Below are 21978 nucleotides of genomic sequence, written 5' to 3' on the forward strand. Positions count from 1 at the left end.
ATGGCGTCGATGACCTTTTGCCTCAAATCGAGGCTGTAGGGTTTGGGCATAGCACTTGGAGGAAAATGTCTCTGCTTATAGCTTACGTCCTAACTCACATGGCTGTAGCTATAATGACCAAATGATTATCGAAGGCGATCGTCGGGAAATTGAATGGCTCTGCAATGAATTAAGCGAGTGGGCAGACATTCAGGCAATGACTTGGAGAGATCTCTGAGTTCTAATGCCTGACCGTTATTTATCCATAGGGGCGTGGATAGGGTTTGAGTAAGGCGAGGGGTTTGGGCTTACACCACCTTTTATGAAAGTGTCTTGAGGTCGCTGTTCTAGCCTTGCTTAAACCTTGCACCCCAGAGCTTCATCCCTTTAACTGCCCGATCGCGCCAAAGGCTCCGACGGCGGAAACGGCAGCGGCCGATACCACTGGGGCCGGGTTTGGGGAAACGGCGAGGGCTGCGTCAGCTGCTGCTTGACCTGGTTGAGATCCTGGTTGAGCTCGCGAATGCGGCGCGAGAGCAGGCGAATCACGTTGACCGCAATGCCGGGAGTTTCGTCAATGGCGTCGTAGAGCTGCTGCTGAGTGAGCACCAGGCAGGCACAGGGTTCCAATGTAGTGACCGAGGCCGATCGCGGCTCGGCATCGAACACCGACATTTCGCCAAAGCATTCGTCTTCTTTGAGCTGAGCCACTTCCTGGCCGCCAATGTGCACACTGACGCGGCCCGACACCACAATGTACATCGATCGCCCCTCCTGGCCCTCGGTGATGATGGTGTAGTTGCTGTCGTAGAACACCTCATCCATCACCGAGGCCAGGCGCACCAAAAAGTCATCCCGCAGCTCTTTGAACATGGGGACGTTGCGAATAAATAAAAGTCGTTCGACGCTGTTTAGCATGAGGGGGCGGTTTGATCTACGGGGCAACGGCGGGTGAACGGGGCCAGAATGCGTCAGCTAGCGGAGGGGCTCGGCTCCAGATTATAGGTGTTGATCAGCTGTTTAACCTGGGCCAGCACCAACGGGTCGGCGTCTTGCTGCATCAGGGGCAGCAGCTCGCGCAGGGCGCGGGGCGAGGCCACAGCTAGGTAGGTCAGCACAGCCTCGCGCACAAAGCCGGTAGGGTGCTGAAGCGAGGCCAGGGTATGCTCGGCGGTGAGATTCCACCGCTGCACGCGCGCCAGGTGAAAGCAGCAGGCAATGGTCCAGTCTGACAAAAAGTTGCGCAGGTCGAGCAGTTGACGCAGGCGATCGCGGGGTAGCAGTGGTCGGTAGGCAATCAGCGGCGTAGAGAGGGCCAGCAGCTTGAGCTTGTCGACATCCACGCGGCGATCGAGCAAGATCAAAATTGACCGTTTGTTGGCCACATCCACCACGTTATCAAGAATTTCAATGCCCCTGGCCCACTGGGCGGCCGACCCGCTAAGGCTCACCTGGGCCGCTTGAATGGCCGTGGCGGGCGACACAAACCGCAGCAGCATAAACAGCCGCTCGGTGGCATCGGCCTGTAACCCGTCGAGGGCTTTGCGTAGCAGGTCGGCCTCAATGCCATCCACTCGGTTAGCAGCCAAATCGACCTTGGCGGCCAGCATTTGCCCAGCAAAAGCCAGCTCAGTATTGATCAGATCTTCGATGCCGCTGCGGCCCAAGCCGCGATCCAACACCCCGTCAATCAGGGACGATCGCTTCACCCCCGACTCCTGATACAGGCTGAGCAAAATCCGCAAAATGTGGCGGCGGGTGTTGCCCCAGGTGGTGATCAGGTTTTGAAGCAAAAACTCTAGGGCGGGTATGGTGCCAATGTTGCCAATCACCTGCCAGGCCTGGTTGCGCAGAATTTCGGGACGATAGCTGTCGAGAGCCAGTTCTTGAAGCATGGGCAGGGCCTCGTTGCCCAAGCGGGTGAGGGCGGCTATGGCGGCCTCGCGGGTTGACTTATACTGGAGCGCTTTGAGCAGCGAGGGGTAATATTTTTTGTATTGGGTGGCGGCGATCGCCTCTAATATCGCCCGTCGCACCCGCAGTGAGGAGTCTTGCAGCAGGTCGTCAATATAAATGCTGAGCGATTCCATATAGTCGGCCTCGCCCAGGGCGCGGCAGCCCATCACCCGCTCCCGCTCTTCGTCGTGCACCAGCATTTTGCGCAGGGTGGCGGTGGCCTCAGCCCGCTCCTGCAAGTTGCCCCGCCGCAGCATCAGCGAGGCTGCCGTGCCCCGCACCACCGCATCCACCTCCGGCGGCAGGTAGGGGCGCAGATCGTTGATATCAAAGCGTTCCTGGGCCAGCCACACGTAGCGCAGCGCCTGGGCCAAAATTTCAGGAGTCTGGTTGGGCACCTCCAGGATCTCCTGCACCTGGGTGGTGTAGGCCGGGTTGGGATACTCTAGCATCGCCTCTAAACTTTGACGCTGGAGGGCGGGGGGCAGAGCGGCCAGGCGGGGCGCCAAAATCTCGCCCACGTTTCTGGGGTCGATGTGGCTCAGCAGCTCAATACACGATCGCTTGTTGGCGTCTAACCCGGGCTTTTCGAGCTGCTCAATAAAGGCGCGCTTGAGTACCCGCAGGTTGGCGTCAGAAAAGGTCAGCAGGCCGCGCTCGGCCCCCCGCACCAGCAGGTTGAGATAGCGCGATCGCAGCATTACCATAATCGCAAACCACACCAGCGCCGCCACCACGGTGCCCAGCAAAAACAGCCGCGCCTGCACCAGGGTATCGACCAGCCCAATGCGGTTGCAAACGGCAATCGTAACCAAAATGGCCACCCCCGTGCCTCCCATCGACAGCGGCTCGGCACTCCCCCCCACCCACGACTGCACCGTGCTGCGCACCTGGTCAGGAATCGGCTGAAACAGAATCGGGCGCGTGGTGGCCACCAACGTATAGCGCAGCCATTCATCAAAGAATTTCAGCACGATCAGCCCGATGAACATGGCCATTAACCCCATGCGCACCGGGTAGCTGGCCACCAGCGTCATTACCCCAACCACCACGATTACTGAGGGCAGCACCAGGGCCACCTTAAATACCCCTTCTCGCTCGATCAGTCGGCTGGAGGTAAACCACTGGGTAAATAGCTCAATTAGCCCCAGCAGACCGCTAAAGAAGCCCAAAAAAGCCGCGATCGCATCGACATCGAGACTGGTTTCGAGCTGGTTAAAAAACTGAAACTCAATCGAGAACAACAACATCTGGGCCAGCACAAAGAACGAAAACAGCAGCACCACATACTGCTGGATTGGCCCTTGAAGTCGCTGACGCGACCTGAAGCTCTCCACCGTCTCAGCATCTTCCGCCTGACGACGGGGCGAGTCGGGGAAGGCATGCTCATAGTTGCGGCTGAGGTGATACAAAATGACCGCCCCCACTACCATCACCACAAAGGACAGCAACAGCACGTTTTGCAGCCCAATCAGCTTGAGCAGCAGGTACACCGAAAAGCCGCTGATCACATCGGCCACCAGATTGCCGCTGCTAATAATCGGATACGCCCGTTTGATCTCGCGAATATTGAACAACTGGTTGGCGGTTACCGACAGGTTGAGGTCATTGAGCCCATAGATAGCCTCAATCCACAGCCGCATCGAAAACACCATAGGGGCCGCCAGCCACGGTATCGTTAGCCCCCAGCGAAACCCCAAAATCGGCACAGCCATCAGCATGGCGATGATCACAATCACCCGGCGGAGCGGAAACAGCCGCTGTAGCCAGGAATAGACCACGCTCAGCCCCAGCCCCACCCCAGCGCTAAAGATATAGATCCACGGCAGGCTGGCCGCCCCGTAAGCCCCCAAAAATAGCGCCGCCGAACTCACCTCCAGCCACAAAATGCCCATGGAGGTGGCGGTGTAAAAGGCAAACATGAGCAGCGTGCGCTCTTCTTCCCCAGGGCGCAAATTGATCAGGTCGAGAAAGCGCCCCTTAAGGGACTGCATCTCTTTAACGGGGCCAGATAAGCTCATGCCAAATGCAGTGACGGTTAGGCTAGTGCCTCAAGGATACCCAATCTGGCGGATGTGGACGGGCTTTGAGGGGTTTGTGAAGCCAAGCTAGATGAAGATGTGTGGATGCGATGGGCGAGGGAGAGAGCCAGTGCCTGTCTGTGTTAACGGCTTTTAAGCAGCAGCGAAGATGTTTGTCTTTTAAGTGGGCTGAGCACAAAGCTTTTGCTTGGCGATCGCCCACGCAAAATGTCTCTCGAAAGATAAAGGGCAAGGGAGTTCAGTGTTTTCTACGAGAAATGGTGAATGAGCGTAGGAGGGATGGTTTTAAGGCAGGGACTTTCGGGATAGTATTGAGGTTTGTTAGTTTTGCAACTCTCGCGAATCAGCGCTGGTGCTGAAACCTTTTACATTCCCAGGCCCTATGGTTAACCCTTCTATTCTCCCCAGTTCGGCTGTGGCTCCTCAGCAGGCCATCAAACACACCCTCTCTGTGCTGGTTGAAGACGAGGCTGGGGTGCTGAGCCGCATTGCCGGTCTGTTTGCCCGGCGCGGGTTTAACATCGAGAGCCTAGCGGTGGGGCCGGCTGAAACCTCGGGCATTTCTCGCATCACCATGGTGGTGCCCGGCGACGATGCGGTGATCGAGCAGCTCACTAAGCAACTCTACAAGTTGATTAACGTGCTCAAGGTTAACGACGTCACCGACACGCCTTGTGTCGAGCGAGAACTGATGCTGCTCAAGGTCAATGCGACCAGCACCAGCCGCTCTGAAATCATCGAGTTTGCCCAAATCTTTCGGGCGCGAGTGGTAGATGTGTCTGAAGACTCTCTCACCCTGGAAGTGGTGGGTGACCCCGGCAAGATGGTGGCGATCGTGCAGGTGCTCAACCGCTTTGGCATTCGCGAAATTGCCCGCACCGGCAAAATCTCTCTGCCTCGCGAGTCGGGGGTCAACACCGAGTATCTCAAGTCTTTAGAACGCAAGTTTCAGTAGTCAGCCAGGCGGGTCTGGGGTTGAGACGTTAGAAACGTCACGACTGGTAGCCTGTTGATTGCTGGACTTGCCGACCTGCTAGTTTTCTTAGCCCGCTAAACGAAGTTTTTCTATGTCTACCCAATCGACTATTCCCGTCGTGGTCAACGGAGCCTACGGCAAAATGGGCCGCGAGGTCATCAAAGCCATCGATCAGGCTCCAGATATTACTCTGGTAGGGGCGATCGGCAGAAATCCTGAGCTGATGGGCCAGGATATTGGCGAGGTGATCGGCTATAAGCCCTTAGAAATACCGGTTATGAACGACCTAGAGGCAACCCTGGTGGCTGCCCAGAGCGAGGGCCTAGCGGTAATGGTTGATCTCTCCCATCCCGATAGCGTGTATGAATCGGTGCGGGCTGCGATCGCCTACGGGGTGCGTCCTGTGGTCGGCACCACTGGCCTGAGCAACGCGCAAATTCGCGACCTGGCAGAATTTGCCGATAAGGCCAGCACTGGCTGCCTGATTGTGCCCAACTTTTCCATTGGGGTGGTACTGATGCAACAGGCCGCTCAGCAGGCCGCTCAGTACTTTGACCATGTTGAGATTATTGAGCTGCACCACAACCAAAAGGCCGATGCCCCCAGTGGCACTGCCGTACAAACCGCTCAAATGCTGGCGGAGGCGCAAAAAACCTTCAACACTCCGCTGGTCAAAGAAACCGAGACGATTCCTGGAGCCCGAGGCGGCACAACTGCCGAGGGCATTAACATCCACAGCGTGCGGCTGCCGGGGCTAATTGCCCACCAGGAGATTTTGTTTGGCTCGCCGGGTCAGCTCTACACCCTGCGCCACGATACCAGCGATCGCGCCAGCTTTATGCCTGGGGTGCTGCTCTGTATTCGCCGGGTGATAGCCCTAAAATCGCTAATCTACGGGCTGGATAAGGTTCTCTAGCCCAGAATGGTTTTCTAGCGGACGCTGCTACCGGGCATTCTGGCGCGATCGCACCCGTTTAATCAGCGGTAGACCTACAAAATAGCTGGCCACTCCCGCCACCAAGCCCACCACCGTGCTGCCCAACATTAGCCGCACCGACACCTCAGTGCCCATGTCCATCCAGCTTTTGAGGGTGTCGAGGTTGTCAAAGGCCTGGGTGGCTTTGCCCCCCAAGAGCCACAGCCCCACTTGGTAGTTAAAGGCGAAAATAGGCACGTAGGTGAAGGGGTTGCTGATCCACGTGGCCGCTGCCGCCATCATGCGGTTGCCCCGCAGCACCGTAGCTACGGCCACCCCAATAAGGATCTGAAAGCCAAACAGAGGAAAGCAGCCGGAAAATATCCCCGAGGCCATACCCCGAGCCAGCTGTTCAGGAGTGCCCTGAAGGCGCAAAAAACGCAGGTACAGATAGCGGAGCTGCCGCCGCCACTGGGGTTGAGCCGTTTTTCGCATCACGGGCTTGGGGTTAGGGGTCGAGTCAGTTGTGGGCGTGGTGATCATAGACGAGGGTATACCAGAGGCTAAGTTCCCCCAAGAACCTAGGGGAAGTGAAAAATAGAGACAGCTCAACAGTTAGGTGGGTAGCCCTTCCTAAAGGCTTGGTAGACTACCCTTTGGTAGGCAGAAAAACTCAGCGGTAGAATCTTAGAGGCACGTAAAGATTCTTTTCTATTCTACCCAGTAGATCGGCGCTTTATCAGACTCGCCCTGGGCTTCAACATCACTTCACCCTGCAGGATAGATGCTATGAATAGCGCTGCCGCTCAGCAAGAGGCGTTACCCTCGACAGTTCAGGGCGAGACAATCGCGGCGATCGCTACCGCCATTGCCCCCCAACAGGGTAGCGTCGGCATTGTGCGACTATCTGGAGCAGAGGCCGTGGCGATCGCCCGCGAGCTATTCTATGCCCCCGGCAAACAACCTTGGGAAAGCCATCGCATTCTCTACGGTCAGGTGCGCGACCCCCGCACTCGGCAGCCAGTGGATGAAGTGCTGCTGCTGCTTATGCTGGCCCCTCGTTCTTACACTCGCGAAGATGTGGTGGAGTTTCACTGCCATGGCGGGCTCATGGCGGTGCAGCAGGTGCTTCAGCTCTGTCTGAGTCAAGGGGCACGGCTAGCGGAACCGGGCGAATTTACTCTGCGGGCGTTCTTGAACGGGCGGCTCGACCTCACCCAGGCAGAAGGGGTAGCCGATCTGGTGGCGGCCCAGTCAAACCTGGCGGCGAAGACAGCCCTAGCTGGTGTGCAGGGCAAGCTCACCCAGCCCATCCGTCAGCTACGCTCAACCTGCCTTGACGTGCTGGCCGAGGTGGAGGCCCGCATTGACTTTGAAGACGACCTGCCGCCTCTAGATGAGAAGACGGTGCGATCGCAATTAGTCGCCGTGCTGGCAGAGATCGAGCGCATGTTGGCCACGGCAGAATCGGGGGAACTGCTGCGCACTGGGCTCAAGGTGGCAATTGTGGGTCGCCCCAATGTGGGCAAGTCAAGCCTGCTCAACGCCTGGAGCCGCTGCGATCGCGCCATCGTTACCGAACTGCCCGGCACCACCCGCGACGTGGTGGAGTCGCAGCTGGTGGTGGGCGGCATTCCCATTCAGGTGCTCGATACGGCAGGCATTCGTGAGGCCAGCGACCCGGTGGAGCAGATGGGTATTGCGCGATCGCGCCAGGTAGCCCAAGGCGCAGACTTGGTGCTACTCACCATCGACGCCGCCGCTGGGTGGACTGAAGCCGACCAACAACTCTACGAGTCGGTACAGAGGACTTGCCTAATTTTGGTTGTTAACAAAGTGGATCTGGTAGCCGTTGATGCCGTGAATCAGCTCATACTGCCCGGCAACTTGCCCATAGTTCACACCGCCGCTGCCCAGCAGCAGGGGATCAATGACCTGGAGCAGGCAATTCTCGGCGCGCTCCACGCCGATCAGCTCACCACGGCCAACCTAGAGCTCACCGTTAACCAGCGCCAGGGAGCCGCTCTGACGACGGCTCGCAATGCCCTCCACCAGGTGCAACAAACCATTGAGAATCAGCTACCGCTGGATTTTTGGACAATTGATTTAAGGATTGCGATCGCGGCTTTGGGCAGCATTACCGGCGATGAAATCACCGAATCGATGCTCGATGAAATCTTTAGTCGATTCTGTATTGGTAAGTAATTCTGCAGCCTTGAGGAATCACTCTATCAAATCGCCAAACTGTTCGCGGTAGCGGGCAAGCTGAGCTTCTAGTTCGGCAACCCGCTGCTGCTCTTGCTGCAAAGCTTGGGCCAGTTCATCAGGAATTAGTAGCTTTTCGCCAGTGTCGAGACGATAGAAGCCGATCAAATTGCCTTCCACTACTAAGCGCGGGTTAAGCTGGTGGCTAATGCTATCGGTAAGGGGAATATAGTCTTCCCCTTGCAGGTGATAGCCCCTGAGCTTTTCGACAATCCATTCACCCTTAGGGTCAAAAAGCCAGTATTCTTGCACCTCTAGCTGGGCGTAAAGAGTTTTCTTAAACGACTGATCCTGCTCCTGGGTGCCTTTGGATGTCATCTCAAAAATGACGGCGGGGGCTTGACCTTCTTCCCAAATTTTGTAGTTGTCGCGGCCCCCTGGCTCAATCTCAAAGATCACCATTACATCCGGGGCAACACGCAATTTGGGATAGCCCTGGGCATAGTAGAGAAACTGGTTGCCCAACACCGTAGCCTGCTGCCCTGCCAGATACTGGCGCAGTACCTCCAGGGTAATCAGCATGGCGTAGAGATGGACAAAAGTTTCGGCCACAGGCTCGCCGTCTGAGGAGGGGTAGGTAGGAGTGGAGACCGATACAGCTGTCATGGTCGTCCCTGCGTTCAGCTAGTCCTAGCTTAGTACGTTGGTTATGACTCCCAATTGAATCCTGCAAGATTGATCCCTACTACTTCTTCATCGCCAGGGTAAGGCCGTCGGCGATGGGAACTAGGCTTGCGACAACGCGATCGTCGTTATGGATCGCGTCATTGAGGCGGCGCAAGGTGTTGGTGCGGCTGTCCTGCACGGCAGGGTCAGCCACCTTGCCCGACCACAGCACGTTGTCTAGGGCAATGAGGCCACCAGGGCGCACCAGCTGTAGCGCCTGTTCATAGTAGGTGGGGTAGCCGCTTTTGTCGGCGTCGATGAAGGCAAAGTCGAAGCTGTTAACTTCGCCTACCTGAATAAGCTGGTCTAAGGTTTCGGTGGCGGGGGCAATGTGTAGATCAATTTTGTGGGCGACCCCAGCTTTCTCCCAGTAGCGGCGGGCGATCGCAGTGTACTCCTCACTCACATCGCAGGCCACTAGTTTGCCTTCTGGGGGCATGGCCAGCGCTACCCGCAGCGCACTGTAGCCCGTAAAAACGCCGATTTCTAACGCCTTGGTCACCCCCAACAGCTGTACCAGCAACGCCATAAACTGCCCCTGCTCGGGGGCAATTTGCATCTGAGCCATGGGGTGCTGAGCGGTTTCGTAGCGCAGGGCAGTAAGCACCTCAGGTTCATGTACCGAGTGATCAACCAAGTAGCGGTAGAGGCGATCGTCGAGGGGTAGGGTTTGATTGCTCATAGCAACAGAGTAGGGCGCAGAAGTACAGCATAGCCCAGGGAAATTGAGAAGAAAGTTGGGGTTTTTGCTAACCCAAGGCCAAATCTGATTTACCATAGCACCGCACAGCTCTGGCCCTCGCCCTCAAGTTGGGATGGGTCGTAGGCCTGCGGGAGGATGCTGCGATGGACGCGGATTCGGTCGTGCAAGTTTCAGCCATGACCGGCTGGATTATTGGCGTCAGCCACAATAAAGACCGGGGCTACCAGTGCTGGATTGTGAAGCCTGACCTGGATGTGCTCAGCGATGGCACTTTTTACACCACCAGCAGTGCAGCTATGTCGGCCGGGCGTGCCTTCGTAGAGCGCTACAGCTAGCAGACCAAGCAATCTTTAACCCGTTGGGCAGAAGCACAATTTTGCTACAGAGCAATGGCATATGCCGCTGACGCAATTTTTCAAAGAATGAGCGAAGGTCGCTCCCTTCGGCTGGTCCTAGGCAGCGGCGGTTTTTAGGACAAGTTTGCTGCGATCGCAACCTCCCTCTCCTATAGACCGCCGCTGCTTACGCCACACCGTAGCGGGCGCACAGCACCCGTCTCATCTGACGCATGTTGCCCGGCAGATCGGTCTTAATGGCCTGTTCAATTAAAAACGAGGGTACTGGAATGGTCGGTGCGGCCTGCACTGAGTAGGTCAGCAGAGTGCCCTGGTTGAAGTCTTGCAGGTGCAGATCCGCCGCGAAGTGGGAGAAGGTGCCCTGCTCTAGGCGAAATTGGATGGCTTCGCAGGCGGTTTCGACCACCTTGAGATAGATTTCGACCTGGGCGGTCAGCAGCATAAACCCCTTGCGCCCTACCTGGTAAAGACGGCGATAGCGCTGAGTTGCAGTTTTTACGGTCTCTAACACTTCGCTGTGCACGATGTTAGGAAAATACTGAGTCCAGCAGCTGTAATTAATTACCTGGGGCCAAATCTGAGGGCGGGCTAGGGGCACGTACATGTGAGCAGTGACAGCGCCACTGGTGTTGCCGGTCGGCGACTGGAGCAATACATCTCCTCGGAGCAGCGCCACCTGGTCACTAGGAGAAAACTGGGCGAGAAACCCGTCCTGCCTGACCTCGTGGATACCTTGAGCTTCGCTAGTAACCATTGCTCTATTTCTCCTAACGATGCGATCTGGTCTTGATGTCAGCAACCCGCAAATGCCTGCTTAGGCTATCGACAGATGTCTGAACTCCAGGGCGATCGCAAACCCCGGTCTTGCCCGCTACCCTGGTAAGGGCTGCGGCATCTGGCCATGCTAGCGCTGTGTCGCTTGCTTTTCTATTAAAGGTCAGACAGTTTTTTAGCCTATGGGGGGCTGTAGTATCATTACGGGGCTTTTACCAACGCCCCTCAGTATTCCCCCGTAGCCTAGTCATAGCTTTACAAACGGAGATGTTGTTGCCATGGGCCGTCGTCGCTATCCTCTACAACCTCTGACCAAACTCTTTTTAGCGGCCCTGGGTCTGACCGCCATTGTCTGGGTTTTACGAGGTCTATCACTGCTAGCCTTTCTACCGGGTCTGGTAATCTGGCTACTGATTTTGCTGTGTTTTGGCTTGGGGATTGTTAGCAGCCTTCAACGAATTCGTTAGGGGTTGGCAACAAGTTGTGGCGATCGCATAGCCCCCTAGTAGGCCTGAGAAGCTTGCCCTAGCGGCCGAAGCATCAAGACATAGATCAAGGTCTTAAGCTCGAAAAATTACGTCCAGATCCCCCAACGAACTGGTACATCCCAATCGAAGTTGGCATAACTCAATTCCGACGCTTGATTTTAAAGGAATCGAACGATGGTGGCGGCGATGTAGGTATAGGCCGCGCCCAAGGGCGATGAACGACTTCCCGATGGCGCAGAATGCTGAGGTTAATTTGAGCTCCCACCGGCACTAGCAAAATCAAACCATACAGCGTCCCTAGGTTGAGACCAAGGGACAATAGGAGGTCGTAGGCGATCCCCTGGCGGGTCAGCCAGCTGAATCCCCAGTGCCGCAGCCCCACAATTCCTAGGCCCAAGACTAAGACGACCCTGACGCCAGGCCATAGCCCTAGACCGGGTAGCCAGCGCTGCGGAGTAAGTCGATATACCAATGCCAGACCGGCGGCCCCAATCCCAATGGCTAATAGCCAACGCCCTAGACAAATTAAGGTATTCCATCGGCTAGCGATCGCCGCGTCGGTCGCACTGCCTACCAAGCTAAACACCAGCCCCGCAACTCCCGAACCTAGGAGAGTAATTCCCCAGGGCAGCAGTCGGTCGCGCCAGCGAGCCGGAGGGGTGGGACTGCTGCCTGCAACCGCTGCCACCAGCTGCACCAGCTTCTGCGTGCCGGCCACTAAGCAAAGCCAAGCCCCCAAACCAACCAGACTTAAACCCCAGAGCCCAGGAGCGGTGGTTGGTGGGGTAGCAGCCATTCCCAGCATAGTTTGAAGTCCGTGGGCCAGCGCCAGCGCCCCAGGAGGAAGCATTGCGCTTTGCTCGCCATGGAGCATCACAAAACTGAGGCCCAGTAAGCCCAGCAGCCAAAGGAATGCGATCGCAGCGCTGACCTCTGCCCAGCGCGATCGGGCGGCCTGTTGCCTTACCTCACGCCAGAGTTTGCTGCTGCCATAGACAGACAGCGTGCTGCTCCAAAGAGCAGGGCTTAGATAATGCAAGAACCGCTTCACCATGGCCCCTATCTTGCCATAGGCCTCGGTGTTTAGAGCGCGCTAGTTCAGGAGTTAGCGGCGGGCGATCGGTCAATTAAACCTAGGCTCGATAGACCGGTAGGGTAAAGAAAAAAGAGCTACCCGCTCCAGGGGCCGAGTCAACCCAGATTTGCCCGTAATGAGCGCGCACAATACGCTGGCAGAGAGCCAGCCCCAGCCCATAGCCATCTTGAGTAACGTCACGCTGAAGACGGTAGCTTTCCTCGAAAATTTTGTCGCGGTTTTCGGGCGGGATGCCAGGACCAGTATCCACCACTGCCACCTGTACCTTTTGAGTAGTGCGGTGTAGCGCAATGATCGAGACCTGCCCCCCCTGAGGCGTGTATTTGATAGCGTTGTCGAGCAGGTTAGTGACCACGCGCTTAACCTGGGTGCCGTCAGCATAAACCGTGGGCAGATCTTGAGGAATTTCGGTGGTTAGACTCTGCTGTTTTTCCTGAAGCCGGTTTTGAAAAGCATCGACCACCTCCATACACAGTGCAGGCAGGTTGAGCTCGTGGGGCACAATTTGGAGCTCCATAGAGGCTCCCCGAGCCGCCTTAAGAATGTCGGTAATCATCCGATTGATGGCTCGAATTTGAGTTTTGGCGTGTTTTAGCAGCTGACCCGTGAGCTCAGGGCTCAGAGTGATGTTGCGGGTTTGGTTAGGGGCATAGCCCAACTCCAGGGTTTCAACCGCAATGGAGGCAGCAGTGAGGGGATTGCGCAGGTCGTGGGCCATCATGGCGATGATGCGATCTTTGAAGCGCAGCTGGGCCTCGAGTTCTTCGCGGGTCTGGTTGAGCCGAAAGATCTCGTCGGAGAGTTTTATGAGTTCGGCGGAGGTGGTCAAGAGGTCGGCTTGTTGTGCCAGGGGGTCAGCTGATAGGGCTGATTCCGCCTCCACCCCGAGCGAATTGAGGGCATCGAGATGCTCTTGCTGCCACTTGGGCCACCAGCGCTCTAGCTGATTAACAATGTCGCTACCAGCCAGCATCTGCTGGGGTGCTGGGGAAATTTTAATCAGCGCAGGGCTGGCTACCAGCTTGTAGTGCTCGGCAAGATAGGGCTGTTCACCAATGTCAACCACATCGAGGTTGAACTCAAAATGGGTCTCTAAGGTTTTCAGATACTGCTTAATCTGGCGCATTTGCCGGGCCAAGCTGGGCCGCTTGTCAATAAATAACAGCAGTTTGAGGGGCACTCGAATGTCATCAAAGGAAGTGGAGGAACCCTCCATTGCTGTCTCCTACAAGTCTGAAAACCGGTTTCTACCTACGATTTTACCCTGACTCTCAAGTCTCTACAGCCCAACTGGGGACCTCTACCAATTTAACCAGTTGCCAAGCTGGCCCATCGACAGATGTTTAATTGAGGTATTGGCCCGAAACTATACCTAGTGGCAAGACAAGTTATGTATAGCGCGATCGCCCCGCGGTGGATAGCAAAATTCATAGCTAAATTAGGCCGATTGCAAACAAATGACCACCACTGACAAGAGTTGTTACGGTTCGCCGTTTGGGTGTAAATCTGGTTGCAGAGGTCTACTACATTGAGATCAAGTCACAGAACCCGAAAGGGGCATGGAGCGGCGCATTGGAGCATTGAGCTAGGACAAGAACTGAGTCTTCTCAATGACCGATTAGCAATTTATAGAGATAAATAAAGGGGGCAATAAAATGGGTATCAAAAAATTTCAATCCACCCTATTTTCTTCCCTGGTAAATCGAGTTGCTAGCCAGGGCCTGAGTTGCGATCGCCGCTCTTTATCCTACGTATTGTTGGGTGCAGCCACTGTTGCGGCGTTGGGCACTGCTGCCCAAGCTCAAACTGTAGATAGTCGCACCTCCTCCGAGGCGTTAGCGGTCGCTCAGACTGCCGCTGAGCCCGTGGGCGAGCGCTATCTGTTTGGCCAAGTTCCCCAGCCCGACCAGATTGGTCAAGGCTATGTGGTGTTAGAGCGCACGGGCGATCGCGTCTATGGCGCGCTGTACTACCCCAGCTCATCCTTTGACTGCTTTGAGGGCCAGGTGCAGGGTACTGAGATCGCCATGACCGTCATCAACAGCTACGACCAAGCCGATACCTACCCCTACAGCCTTGCCATGGTTGAGGATTCTGCGGTAGCGTCTAGCGATGCCTCTGGTGAGTTGGTTCCCTTTGGTCTCGATGGTTTCCACGCCATTGGCGACCTGAGCGAAAACGACCACCGCATGCTCGAAATGTGCAGTGGGGTTGTCAGCTCAGCTCAGTAACTGCGAGCTAGGCTGAAGTTGTCCAAAGTTGGTTCAGCCGTTACCCAGTTAACTGTTGAAAGGGGAGCGCTAGTTTATGCTTAAAGCTCCCCTATTATCGTTGTAGGTCGCGTGAACGCAGCAGAACAGGCCAGCAGCATTGAGTTTGCCAGCAAAATTGCCGCCGTAGTGGGTCTCTTCAAGACTGAGTTTCCCGATCTGCGAGCCGACCTCAAGCCTTGGGCCAATGACCCTGACACCCGTGACTTGGTTGATCCCGACTCTATTGATGTAGGGTTTCATTTTCCTGGGGTGAGTCGGTTGTTTCAGTGCCGCAGTTTGCTAGTGCAAATTCGCCTGCACAGCGATTTTGAAGATGATGGCAATCAAAAACTGACCCCCCAAGAAAAATGTCGGGTGATTGGTCTTGATCTTGCCGGGTTTGATCACCGCGGCAAGCGCTGGAGCCTATCGACCATCGACAACTGGGCATTCTCAGGCGAAGTTACCCCTGATCCCACCTGTCGTGAACGGTTAAGGCGCTGCTGTCGGCAGGTATTTGCCCTGTTTAACGCATCGCCAACTAACTCTGAGCCAGACTGCTTCTAGAGCACTGCTAGTTCTAGGATCTTTAGGGGTTCTGTAGGATAGCAGCTCAATCTAAACGGTGCAGGTTAGAGGTCATGGCGCATACCTAAGACCCAACGTTTACCAGTGGGTCTTTAGACCTTGCAGTCGCATCGCCTCCTGTAGCGATCCTATGGAGCCGCTGGGGATCACAGCGACTGGCTCCTTAACAGGCGCGTCAGCTGACACCAACCAGCCTGCAGTTACCCCGGCGGCGGCTCCTACCTGCCACTCGCCGTAGTGGATGCGGGTTGAAGCACTAGCGATATGGGTAGCCGCCAAGGCTTTACCGCCCATCAGCAAATTGTCGACTCCCTGAGGAATTAGACTCTCTAACGGCAGCTGCACAGGCTTGACTCGAGGCTCCTCGGCTGGAGCCGCAACCGCTTCTCCCGAAGGCAGCCAGTTGCGGTAGCGGCAGCCGTGGATGTCGATCGCATAGTGGGTCAGCCCGACGGTTGTGGAGCTAAAGTCGCGCTGACCGGGGAAATCGTAGCGCAGATCGTTTTCACGAATCATAAACTCATCTTGGCCATGGGCGGCGCGGCCCACGATTCGTCGCCCCTCGCGAAAGTAGGGCACCATGCTGAGGCCCGACAGCGTGCCCATGGGGCTATCGGCTCCATAGAGGTAGGCCAGCGGGTAGCTGGGGCTAGACTGGGTTTCGAGCAGCCAGCGAGCAAACATCAGCGCGTTTTCTTCACCAAATTTAAGCGCCGACGCTGATAGGCCCCCCATCCAATTTTGATGCTGGCCAGCGGCCTCTAGCTCAGCGGCTTTGAGCAGTAGCGGTGGGTCCATCCAGTTCCAGTCGTTGCCTTGGTTCCAGTTGATCATGGAGATGTCGCCTGCGACGGGAGAGCCGACGTAGGGGTTGCCCCGGTTTTGGCTGACGATGCGCCGGTAGTGAAAGACGCTCTTGCCCGCGAAAAACGGAAATCCCTCTAAATTAAACGAGGCCTGATGTTCATGAATGCCGTAAGTGGGCTGAAGCCGCACCAAAGCAGCTAAACTGTCGCCTCCGTCATCGTGAATGCCAAGGGCAAAGGGGTAGGTAAAGGCCTGGGTACAGTCGGGGTTGTCGAAAGCGGCGGCATTGGGTTCCCCCGTGGTCGCCTTTGATTCGGACCCCACTCGGTAGGGCACCTTAGCCCAGGCTACCAGTTCGCCAGTGTCGGTGGCATCGATCACAATCATTGACTGGCCAGGGGGCGGCTGTAGCTTGACAGGTACCCGATCAAACTCGGCAGTGGGCGACCAGCTATACCAGTCGGCCAGCTCCACTGACAGTCGCCCCAGGGGCCGATAGCCAGGGTCTTTGGGAATGCGTCGTACCCCGTATACTGCGGTGATGCGGCGGCCCGTAGCATCAAACTCAGCCCCCTTGAACGCTGTCATCGCGGCCCAGCGGCTAGCGGGGGCGCTGGGGTTAGTGTCGGCTAAAAACTGTTCTGCGGCCTTGGCACCGGCCTGGGGCGGAAAACACAGGGTGCCTACCCAACAGCTGTTGATGTCGGCCACCGATCGCGAGGTGCCGCCTGGGCTCCAGGCTGGTAAATTGACCACTTGCTGCTTAATCAGCTGTCGAAACCGCTGCCAGCTGGGAGATAGATTGTTGGCCTGGCGCATGCGCAGCGACTCATCGAGGGCGGAGACCCCCTGAGAGCTAATCTGCCCCCCTAACCAGGGTGCAACTTCGATTAGACAGGTGGTGGCACCGCTAGCCATGGCGTGGCCAGCGGCAGCCACCCCGCCCAGGGAACCGCCCACCACCACCACCTGGCACTCCCAGACCTCTTTGAACTGGGGCATCGGGTCGATGCGCGGGCGGCCATTAAACACGATGGGCTGCGGCACACCACGCAGTCGCAGGGCGGGGGTGATATCGCCGCCCGCCCCCGGCGATGGGGCAGGCGACCAGCGCGATGCGGTGAGCCCAGCGATCGCCCCAACCCCAAACATGATGGCGGCCAGCCCTGGTAAATGTCGCCACTGCCGCCAGATTCGCCGCTGAGTTTGCCTGCGATCGCCCTTCACACCTATATCCTGGTTAACGCTGCCAAGGTTTTAACACACCTTGCCCACGAGCGATCACCCTTTGGCACGCTCCGTTACAGGACACTCCAGACCAGGATGAACCTGATACAGTAGCCACAGATCCGCTACATTCTGCCCTATGCCCCCCGATTCGCCCTCTGTTGCCAACTCCGCTGACGGTGCCACCCCTTCCCCAACCTATGGATGGACTGGAGCAGCCGATGATAGCGGGGCGCTGCTGTCGGTAGACGCGGTGCAAAAATACCTCAACCGATCGCGGGCCTCGGTATACCGCTACGCCAATACCGACCCCGACACCCTTAACCCTCCCTACAACAAAACCAAGCTCAACCCTGAGGTGCGTCGCGACAAAGACGATCCCCTCGAGTTTCGCCCCCAGGAAGTGCGCCGCTTTGCTGAAGAAGTGCTGGGCCTACACCCCACTATTCAAGTGCAGCCTCCAGAGGAGACGTTGACCCATGACCTGATGCGGCAGGTCTTGCAGGAGCTACGAGCAATTCGGCAGCTGCTGGAGGAGCGGGGAGTGGGGGGGAAAGAGTAGGGAGATGGGGCGATAAGAAAGATGGGGGAGCGTTTGACGCGGCTGAAACCTTGAGTTTGGCGTTTAGGGCTTACGCAGAATTTGCGCTGTCTAAATCTATGGGATCTATACAAAAATTGGGATGCTTTCTTGGAAGCGAAGCTCTCCCTTTAGAAATCGCTCAGCGTCGATTGATCCCTTCCCTCCCCACCGCCCCCATCTCCCGCACCCTCCTCAACTCCTCTCTCCTCAGAGTGATATCCGTAATTCTCGCGGCTTTCAGGAATGCTAGATTTAGAATTGGTTTAAACCTACGGGCTTGGCGTGGCCAAAGGTTAAGCCTTTGGAGTGATCAATGTCATGGATTGATTGCTGTAGCCTTGCATATAGTTTCAATGGAACCGTTTTCCACCTCAAGATCGTCGATACTCTCGTTTAAGATGAGCACGCGCTGGTGGGCTCAGCCGAGTCTACCCTCGATGGTTGGATATTGGGGATGATCTGGGCTCTCTAGGCTTCGGCCTTGACCTCAGATTTGTGTCCCTTGTTGAGTTCAATTATTTCACTGTATGGATTCTGCCAGTCAACCGGATACCCCTGCGGGGGAACCTCCTAGTCCTTCATCTAACGTGTTGGGCATTTTAATTGCGGTACTAACCCTAACTCTGCCATTGTTTGTAGTCGCCCATTTTTCAACGGCGACGGCAGAGCTCGAACAGCCCCCGACCTTCTCGGTACCAGCTTCAGCGGGGCGCTAGGTTACTGCCTAAGGCGGGGTTAGGGCGCATTGGAGGGGCATTCACTGAGTGTCCACGAAGGGGAATGGCCCCTTCTAAAGCCGCTGATTTGTTTGGGTCGGTGGCCTAAACCATGCGGAAAAGGGGCCACAGCCCCGTAAAATACTATGTCGGAAGGGCATTTGCGGAAGCCTGGCGACCGTATTTAGCAGTGCGCTGAGGGAGGCTTAAGCCTTCTGCCCTGTACATTCAGCTTTTTATTGATTGGAGTAGTGTTGTGGACCTATCTCGTATTCCAGCTCAGCCTGAGCCTGGACTGATCAACGTGCTGGTGGAGATTACCGGCGGCAGCAAAAACAAGTACGAGTTTGACAAAGACTTAAACGCGTTTATTTTAGACCGGGTGCTGTTTTCGTCCGTGAAATATCCCTACGACTACGGCTTTGTGCCCAACACCCTGGCTGACGATGGTGATCCCCTCGACGGTATGGTGTTGATGGATGAGCCCACCTTCCCCGGCTGTGTGATTGCGGCGCGGCCTATTGGCATGTTGGAGATGATCGACGGCGGCGATCGCGACGAGAAGATTCTCTGCGTGCCAGCTGCCGATCCCCGCTACACCAACGTCAAATCCCTAGACGATGTAGCTCCCCATCGCCTCGACGAGATCGCTGAGTTCTTCCGCTCCTACAAAAATTTAGAGAAGAAGGTGACTGAAATTCTCGGCTGGCAGAACGTTGACAAGGTCGCTGCTCTGGTAGAGCAGTGTATAGCGGCGGCGAAGTAACGTCTTTGGTGCGCGCTTAAAGTACTAGCTACAAAAAAGGATGCTTCATTGATGAAGCATCCTTTTTTGTCAGAAAACCCGTTTGGAGGCCTGGTCGCGCGGCGCGCGACCAGGCGCTTCAGACCTAGTAGAGTTCTTCTTCTTGGTGGGTCAAGATGGTGCAGTCGGAGGTGGGGTAGGCAACGCAGGTCAGCACGTAGCCAGCACCGATTTGGTCATCATCCAGGAAGGACTGATCGGACTGATCAACGGTGCCAGCGGTGATTTTGCCAGCACAGGTGGAGCAAGCCCCAGCCCGGCAGGAGTAGGGCAGGTCTAGACCCTGCTCTTCAGCAGCGTCAAGAATGTAAGTATCGTCATCGACGTCAATGGTTTGATTGAGCCCTTCAGCCTCGTTAATCAACGTAACCTTGTAGGTTGCCATGGTGCTATCCTCTCGTCAAATACAGATTGCAGATCGATCTTTAAGCTACAGAACACCCTTCGGATAAGGTTTCCAGGATTTGTTCTGAGCAGACCTAACACAACTTTGATACTACGGGAAAACCTGAAGCCTGTCTTGCCTTTTTCGGCCCTGGCTGAACGGGATTCGTAATCAAACCGATTAGTAATGGATTGGTTTGCTTATACCCTGTTAGGATCCCAAACGTAAGGCAGTGGCGATCGCACCTTCAATCACGTAAAGATTCTCAAATGCAGCGTTGGCAACTGCACTTAAGACCGGAGTCGCTACCACCAGCAAAATTGGGGTAGCGCACTGACGTATAGGCCTCGCTGCAAGGGGTTATGCAGATTGTTCTACCCAATCAGGCAATGGCTATAACTATTTACAAAAGTAGGGCAACCCATTGATCGGGCTACCCCAGCAGCGGCGTCAAACAGCAGTTCAGAAACACCGAGCGCCTGTACCTGGCGCCCCAATCGGTGATGAATTCTGACGCCTCGGTAAAGACCTAGGATTTGCGGCTATTTTCAGACAGTTGCAGATTGAACTCAGCCTGAGTCAGCAGGGCAGCCACCTGGCAGGCCACGTCAGGTGACAGGGCCGGCTGACTCTCGGTGACAAAATCGAGGTAGCCATTGAAGGTGCGCATGATAATTTGCTTATTTTGCAGCATGGTTGATCTCCTTAAGGTGAGCCGCCAACAAACGGGTGCTGCCCCATGATAAAAGCTCCCTAACCCGAGCAGCTAATGTCGTTATACTGAATCGGTTTGCTGAGCAAGGGTGAGCTGCATTCATGGTCGATTTACTGCTGTTTTGGCACCGTCGCGATCTGCGCCTGGGGGACAACGTGGGGCTGACAGCGGCGCGCGATCGCACCCCCCAGGTAGTCGGCGTATTTTGCCTCGACCCCGGCATTCTCAACAATGGTGATGTGGCCCCAGCGCGGGTCGCCTACATGATTGGCTGTCTGGAGAGGTTGCAGGACAGCTACGCCCAAGCCGGCGGCCAGCTGTTCATTCTCCAGGGCGATCCCCGCGTGCAGATCCCAGCGCTGGCCAAGGCGCTGGCCGTCGATGCCGTTTACTGGAACCGTGATGTAGAACCCTATTCGCGCCAGCGCGATACGGCGGTTGTCGATGCCCTCAAAGAAGCAGGGATTGAGTTTCGCACCACCTTTTGGGATCAGCTGCTGCACGAACCTGGAGACGTGCGAACCGGCGCAGGTGAACCCTACACGGTTTACACCCCCTTCTGGCGCAACTGGGTGAAGCGATCTAAGGCAGCGCCCCTACCTACGCCAGAGGGGTTGCAATCCCTCAGTAACCAGCAGGTCGAGGCGGCGAAGCAAGCGGGCTGTATCAATCTGCCCAGCGCTGCCGATTTAGGATTTGCTTGGGAAAACGGCTTTCCCGTTGAGCCAGGGGAGCAGGGTGCCCTGGAGCGGCTGGAGGAATTTTGCGATGGCGATCGCGCCATCGACAGCTACGACGAGCAGCGCAACTTTCCGTTTGTGAATGGCACCTCCAGACTCAGTGCGGCGTTGAAGTTTGGGGCCGTGGGCATTCGCACGGTGTGGGCTGCCACCGAAGCCGCCTACCAACAAAGCCGCAGCGACGAAACCCGCAGCGGCGTGCAAACTTGGCAGCAGGAGTTAGCCTGGCGCGAGTTCTACCAGCACGTGATGTACTTTTTCCCGGAGCTGGCTGAAGGGCCCTATCGCGCTCAGCTAAAGGACTTCCCTTGGGTGAACAACGAGGAGCAGTTTGCCGCCTGGTGTGAGGGACGCACTGGCTACCCAATTGTCGATGCCGCCATGCGCCAGCTCAACGAAATGGGCTGGATGCACAATCGCTGCCGCATGATTGTGGCCAGCTTTCTCACCAAAGACCTGATTGTCAATTGGCAGTGGGGCGAGAAATACTTTATGCAGCATTTGGTGGACGGTGACCTGTCATCTAACAACGGCGGCTGGCAGTGGAGCGCCTCTAGCGGTATGGATCCTAAACCGCTGCGGATTTTTAACCCCGCCAGCCAGGCACAGAAATTCGACGCTGAGGCCGAGTACATTCGCCAGTGGGTGCCGGAGCTCAGGTCGCTGGACACCGGGCCGCTAGTGACAGGGAAAATTGCGGAGCGCGATCGCGGCGACTACCCCGCCCCCATTGTCGATCACAAAATTCAGCAGGCGCTGTTTAAAGATAAATACAAAGCCCAGAAGGCCTAACATCTGACAAAGTTGGTTGTGACAGGAGCTACCTAGGGTTCAAGGTTTAAGGTGTACGGTCTACAGCCTTCCTTGAACCGTACACCTTAAACCCTGAACCCCACCCATCGGTCATCCTGGGCTTGGCAGACTCCTAACCGCAGAGCCTTTA

General features: G+C 56.3%; 21 protein-coding genes. 10 read left to right on the forward strand and 11 right to left on the reverse strand.

The window, feature by feature from the left end:
• Nucleotides 1–366: 366 nt before the first annotated feature.
• Both H6F75_RS22975 and H6F75_RS22980 read right to left on the reverse strand, forming a co-directional pair.
• Nucleotides 367–897 carry a cyclic nucleotide-binding domain-containing protein gene (locus H6F75_RS22975; RefSeq protein WP_084173493.1) on the reverse strand — a complete coding sequence of 177 codons (531 nt, stop codon included), beginning with the start codon at nucleotides 895–897 and terminating at the stop codon, nucleotides 367–369.
• A 53-nt stretch (nucleotides 898–950) separates the two neighbouring features.
• Nucleotides 951–3956, reverse strand: a complete 3006-nt coding sequence (locus H6F75_RS22980) for a HEAT repeat domain-containing protein (RefSeq protein WP_190754885.1) — start codon at nucleotides 3954–3956, stop codon at nucleotides 951–953.
• Nucleotides 3957–4410: 454 nt separating this feature from the next.
• Here H6F75_RS22980 and ilvN point away from each other — a divergent pair, with 454 nt between their 5' ends.
• Nucleotides 4411–4932: an acetolactate synthase small subunit gene (ilvN, locus tag H6F75_RS22985; protein WP_190520920.1), complete on the forward strand. Its 522-nt coding sequence runs from the start codon at nucleotides 4411–4413 to the stop codon at nucleotides 4930–4932.
• Between the two features lie 112 nt (nucleotides 4933–5044).
• Nucleotides 5045–5869, forward strand: a complete 825-nt coding sequence (gene dapB / locus H6F75_RS22990) for a 4-hydroxy-tetrahydrodipicolinate reductase (RefSeq protein ID WP_190754887.1) — start codon at nucleotides 5045–5047, stop codon at nucleotides 5867–5869.
• Between the two features lie 27 nt (nucleotides 5870–5896).
• Here the strand turns inward: dapB and H6F75_RS22995 are convergent, their stop codons facing one another.
• Nucleotides 5897–6412 (reverse strand): DUF2062 domain-containing protein, encoded by a 516-nt coding sequence (locus H6F75_RS22995; protein WP_242020306.1) that lies wholly within the window; start codon nucleotides 6410–6412, stop codon nucleotides 5897–5899.
• Nucleotides 6413–6658: 246 nt separating this feature from the next.
• Between H6F75_RS22995 and mnmE the strand changes: the two genes are divergently transcribed.
• Nucleotides 6659–8074, forward strand: coding sequence for a tRNA uridine-5-carboxymethylaminomethyl(34) synthesis GTPase MnmE (gene mnmE, locus H6F75_RS23000; RefSeq protein WP_190754889.1), 1416 nt, complete (start codon nucleotides 6659–6661; stop codon nucleotides 8072–8074).
• Between the two features lie 18 nt (nucleotides 8075–8092).
• On the opposite strand, the gene H6F75_RS23005 is transcribed toward mnmE, so the two are convergent.
• Both H6F75_RS23005 and H6F75_RS23010 read right to left on the reverse strand, forming a co-directional pair.
• On the reverse strand, nucleotides 8093–8740 hold the full coding sequence (locus H6F75_RS23005; protein WP_190754892.1) for a Uma2 family endonuclease: 648 nt from the start codon (nucleotides 8738–8740) through the stop codon (nucleotides 8093–8095).
• Between the two features lie 79 nt (nucleotides 8741–8819).
• Entirely contained in the window at nucleotides 8820–9482 is a 663-nt protein-coding gene (locus H6F75_RS23010) for a class I SAM-dependent methyltransferase (protein WP_190754894.1), read from the reverse strand.
• A gap of 164 nt (nucleotides 9483–9646) precedes the next feature.
• Between H6F75_RS23010 and H6F75_RS23015 the strand changes: the two genes are divergently transcribed.
• Nucleotides 9647–9838: a hypothetical protein gene (locus H6F75_RS23015; protein ID WP_190754896.1), complete on the forward strand. Its 192-nt coding sequence runs from the start codon at nucleotides 9647–9649 to the stop codon at nucleotides 9836–9838.
• A 187-nt stretch (nucleotides 9839–10025) separates the two neighbouring features.
• Here the strand turns inward: H6F75_RS23015 and H6F75_RS23020 are convergent, their stop codons facing one another.
• On the reverse strand, nucleotides 10026–10613 hold the full coding sequence (locus H6F75_RS23020) for an SRPBCC family protein (protein WP_190754898.1): 588 nt from the start codon (nucleotides 10611–10613) through the stop codon (nucleotides 10026–10028).
• 298 nt (nucleotides 10614–10911) lie between these two features.
• Here H6F75_RS23020 and H6F75_RS23025 point away from each other — a divergent pair, with 298 nt between their 5' ends.
• On the forward strand, nucleotides 10912–11100 hold the full coding sequence (locus tag H6F75_RS23025; RefSeq protein ID WP_190754900.1) for a hypothetical protein: 189 nt from the start codon (nucleotides 10912–10914) through the stop codon (nucleotides 11098–11100).
• Nucleotides 11101–11260: 160 nt separating this feature from the next.
• Here the strand turns inward: H6F75_RS23025 and H6F75_RS23030 are convergent, their stop codons facing one another.
• Nucleotides 11261–12175 carry a hypothetical protein gene (locus H6F75_RS23030; protein ID WP_190754902.1) on the reverse strand — a complete coding sequence of 305 codons (915 nt, stop codon included), beginning with the start codon at nucleotides 12173–12175 and terminating at the stop codon, nucleotides 11261–11263.
• Between the two features lie 79 nt (nucleotides 12176–12254).
• A complete protein-coding gene (locus tag H6F75_RS23035; protein WP_190754904.1) occupies nucleotides 12255–13433 on the reverse strand; it encodes a histidine kinase in 1179 nt (392 codons plus the stop codon).
• Between the two features lie 439 nt (nucleotides 13434–13872).
• Here H6F75_RS23035 and H6F75_RS23040 point away from each other — a divergent pair, with 439 nt between their 5' ends.
• Both H6F75_RS23040 and H6F75_RS23045 read left to right on the forward strand, forming a co-directional pair.
• Complete coding sequence (locus tag H6F75_RS23040) at nucleotides 13873–14448, forward strand: hypothetical protein (protein ID WP_190754906.1); 576 nt, start codon at nucleotides 13873–13875, stop codon at nucleotides 14446–14448.
• Between the two features lie 111 nt (nucleotides 14449–14559).
• On the forward strand, nucleotides 14560–15036 hold the full coding sequence (locus tag H6F75_RS23045) for a hypothetical protein (protein ID WP_190754908.1): 477 nt from the start codon (nucleotides 14560–14562) through the stop codon (nucleotides 15034–15036).
• Nucleotides 15037–15135: 99 nt separating this feature from the next.
• Here H6F75_RS23045 and H6F75_RS23050 read toward each other — a convergent pair whose 3' ends face one another.
• Nucleotides 15136–17091, reverse strand: coding sequence for an FAD-dependent oxidoreductase (locus tag H6F75_RS23050; RefSeq protein WP_190754910.1), 1956 nt, complete (start codon nucleotides 17089–17091; stop codon nucleotides 15136–15138).
• A gap of 139 nt (nucleotides 17092–17230) precedes the next feature.
• On the opposite strand from H6F75_RS23050, the gene H6F75_RS23055 reads away from it, so the two are divergent.
• Both H6F75_RS23055 and H6F75_RS23060 read left to right on the forward strand, forming a co-directional pair.
• The gene (locus H6F75_RS23055) at nucleotides 17231–17653 is read left to right on the forward strand and encodes a helix-turn-helix domain-containing protein (RefSeq protein ID WP_242020307.1); all 423 of its coding nucleotides are present in this window, start codon (nucleotides 17231–17233) and stop codon (nucleotides 17651–17653) included.
• 993 nt (nucleotides 17654–18646) lie between these two features.
• Nucleotides 18647–19156, forward strand: a complete 510-nt coding sequence (locus H6F75_RS23060; RefSeq protein ID WP_190754912.1) for an inorganic diphosphatase — start codon at nucleotides 18647–18649, stop codon at nucleotides 19154–19156.
• A gap of 124 nt (nucleotides 19157–19280) precedes the next feature.
• Here H6F75_RS23060 and H6F75_RS23065 read toward each other — a convergent pair whose 3' ends face one another.
• Together H6F75_RS23065 and H6F75_RS23070 are read right to left on the reverse strand one after the other, a co-directional pair.
• On the reverse strand, nucleotides 19281–19580 hold the full coding sequence (locus H6F75_RS23065) for a ferredoxin (protein WP_035992149.1): 300 nt from the start codon (nucleotides 19578–19580) through the stop codon (nucleotides 19281–19283).
• Nucleotides 19581–20109: 529 nt separating this feature from the next.
• Nucleotides 20110–20274: a hypothetical protein gene (locus H6F75_RS23070; RefSeq protein WP_190754914.1), complete on the reverse strand. Its 165-nt coding sequence runs from the start codon at nucleotides 20272–20274 to the stop codon at nucleotides 20110–20112.
• Between the two features lie 122 nt (nucleotides 20275–20396).
• Here H6F75_RS23070 and H6F75_RS23075 point away from each other — a divergent pair, with 122 nt between their 5' ends.
• The gene (locus H6F75_RS23075) at nucleotides 20397–21827 is read left to right on the forward strand and encodes an FAD-binding domain-containing protein (RefSeq protein ID WP_190754916.1); all 1431 of its coding nucleotides are present in this window, start codon (nucleotides 20397–20399) and stop codon (nucleotides 21825–21827) included.
• Nucleotides 21828–21978 lie beyond the last annotated feature (151 nt).

Source organism: Nodosilinea sp. FACHB-131 (assembly GCF_014695395.1).
In the GTDB taxonomy this organism is placed as follows: Bacteria; Cyanobacteriota; Cyanobacteriia; order Phormidesmidales; family Phormidesmidaceae; genus Nodosilinea.

Bases quoted from the DNA above. Each gene is read 5' to 3' on its own strand.
- mnmE (WP_190754889.1), top strand. From the start codon at position 6,659: ATGAATAGCGCTGCCGCTCAGCAAGAGGCGTTACCCTCGACAGTTCAG.
- H6F75_RS23030 (WP_190754902.1), bottom strand. From the start codon at position 12,175: ATGGTGAAGCGGTTCTTGCATTATCTAAGCCCTGCTCTTTGGAGCAGC.
- H6F75_RS23055 (WP_242020307.1), top strand. From the start codon at position 17,231: ATGCCCCCCGATTCGCCCTCTGTTGCCAACTCCGCTGACGGTGCCACC.
- H6F75_RS23005 (WP_190754892.1), bottom strand. From the start codon at position 8,740: ATGACAGCTGTATCGGTCTCCACTCCTACCTACCCCTCCTCAGACGGC.
- H6F75_RS23025 (WP_190754900.1), top strand. From the start codon at position 10,912: ATGGGCCGTCGTCGCTATCCTCTACAACCTCTGACCAAACTCTTTTTA.
- H6F75_RS22980 (WP_190754885.1), bottom strand. From the start codon at position 3,956: ATGAGCTTATCTGGCCCCGTTAAAGAGATGCAGTCCCTTAAGGGGCGC.
- H6F75_RS23035 (WP_190754904.1), bottom strand. From the start codon at position 13,433: ATGGAGGGTTCCTCCACTTCCTTTGATGACATTCGAGTGCCCCTCAAA.
- H6F75_RS23010 (WP_190754894.1), bottom strand. From the start codon at position 9,482: ATGAGCAATCAAACCCTACCCCTCGACGATCGCCTCTACCGCTACTTG.
- H6F75_RS23065 (WP_035992149.1), bottom strand. From the start codon at position 19,580: ATGGCAACCTACAAGGTTACGTTGATTAACGAGGCTGAAGGGCTCAAT.
- H6F75_RS23070 (WP_190754914.1), bottom strand. From the start codon at position 20,274: ATGCTGCAAAATAAGCAAATTATCATGCGCACCTTCAATGGCTACCTC.
- H6F75_RS22995 (WP_242020306.1), bottom strand. From the start codon at position 6,412: ATGATCACCACGCCCACAACTGACTCGACCCCTAACCCCAAGCCCGTG.
- dapB (WP_190754887.1), top strand. From the start codon at position 5,045: ATGTCTACCCAATCGACTATTCCCGTCGTGGTCAACGGAGCCTACGGC.
- H6F75_RS23015 (WP_190754896.1), top strand. From the start codon at position 9,647: ATGGACGCGGATTCGGTCGTGCAAGTTTCAGCCATGACCGGCTGGATT.
- H6F75_RS23020 (WP_190754898.1), bottom strand. From the start codon at position 10,613: ATGGTTACTAGCGAAGCTCAAGGTATCCACGAGGTCAGGCAGGACGGG.
- H6F75_RS22975 (WP_084173493.1), bottom strand. From the start codon at position 897: ATGCTAAACAGCGTCGAACGACTTTTATTTATTCGCAACGTCCCCATG.
- H6F75_RS23075 (WP_190754916.1), top strand. From the start codon at position 20,397: ATGGTCGATTTACTGCTGTTTTGGCACCGTCGCGATCTGCGCCTGGGG.
- H6F75_RS23040 (WP_190754906.1), top strand. From the start codon at position 13,873: ATGGGTATCAAAAAATTTCAATCCACCCTATTTTCTTCCCTGGTAAAT.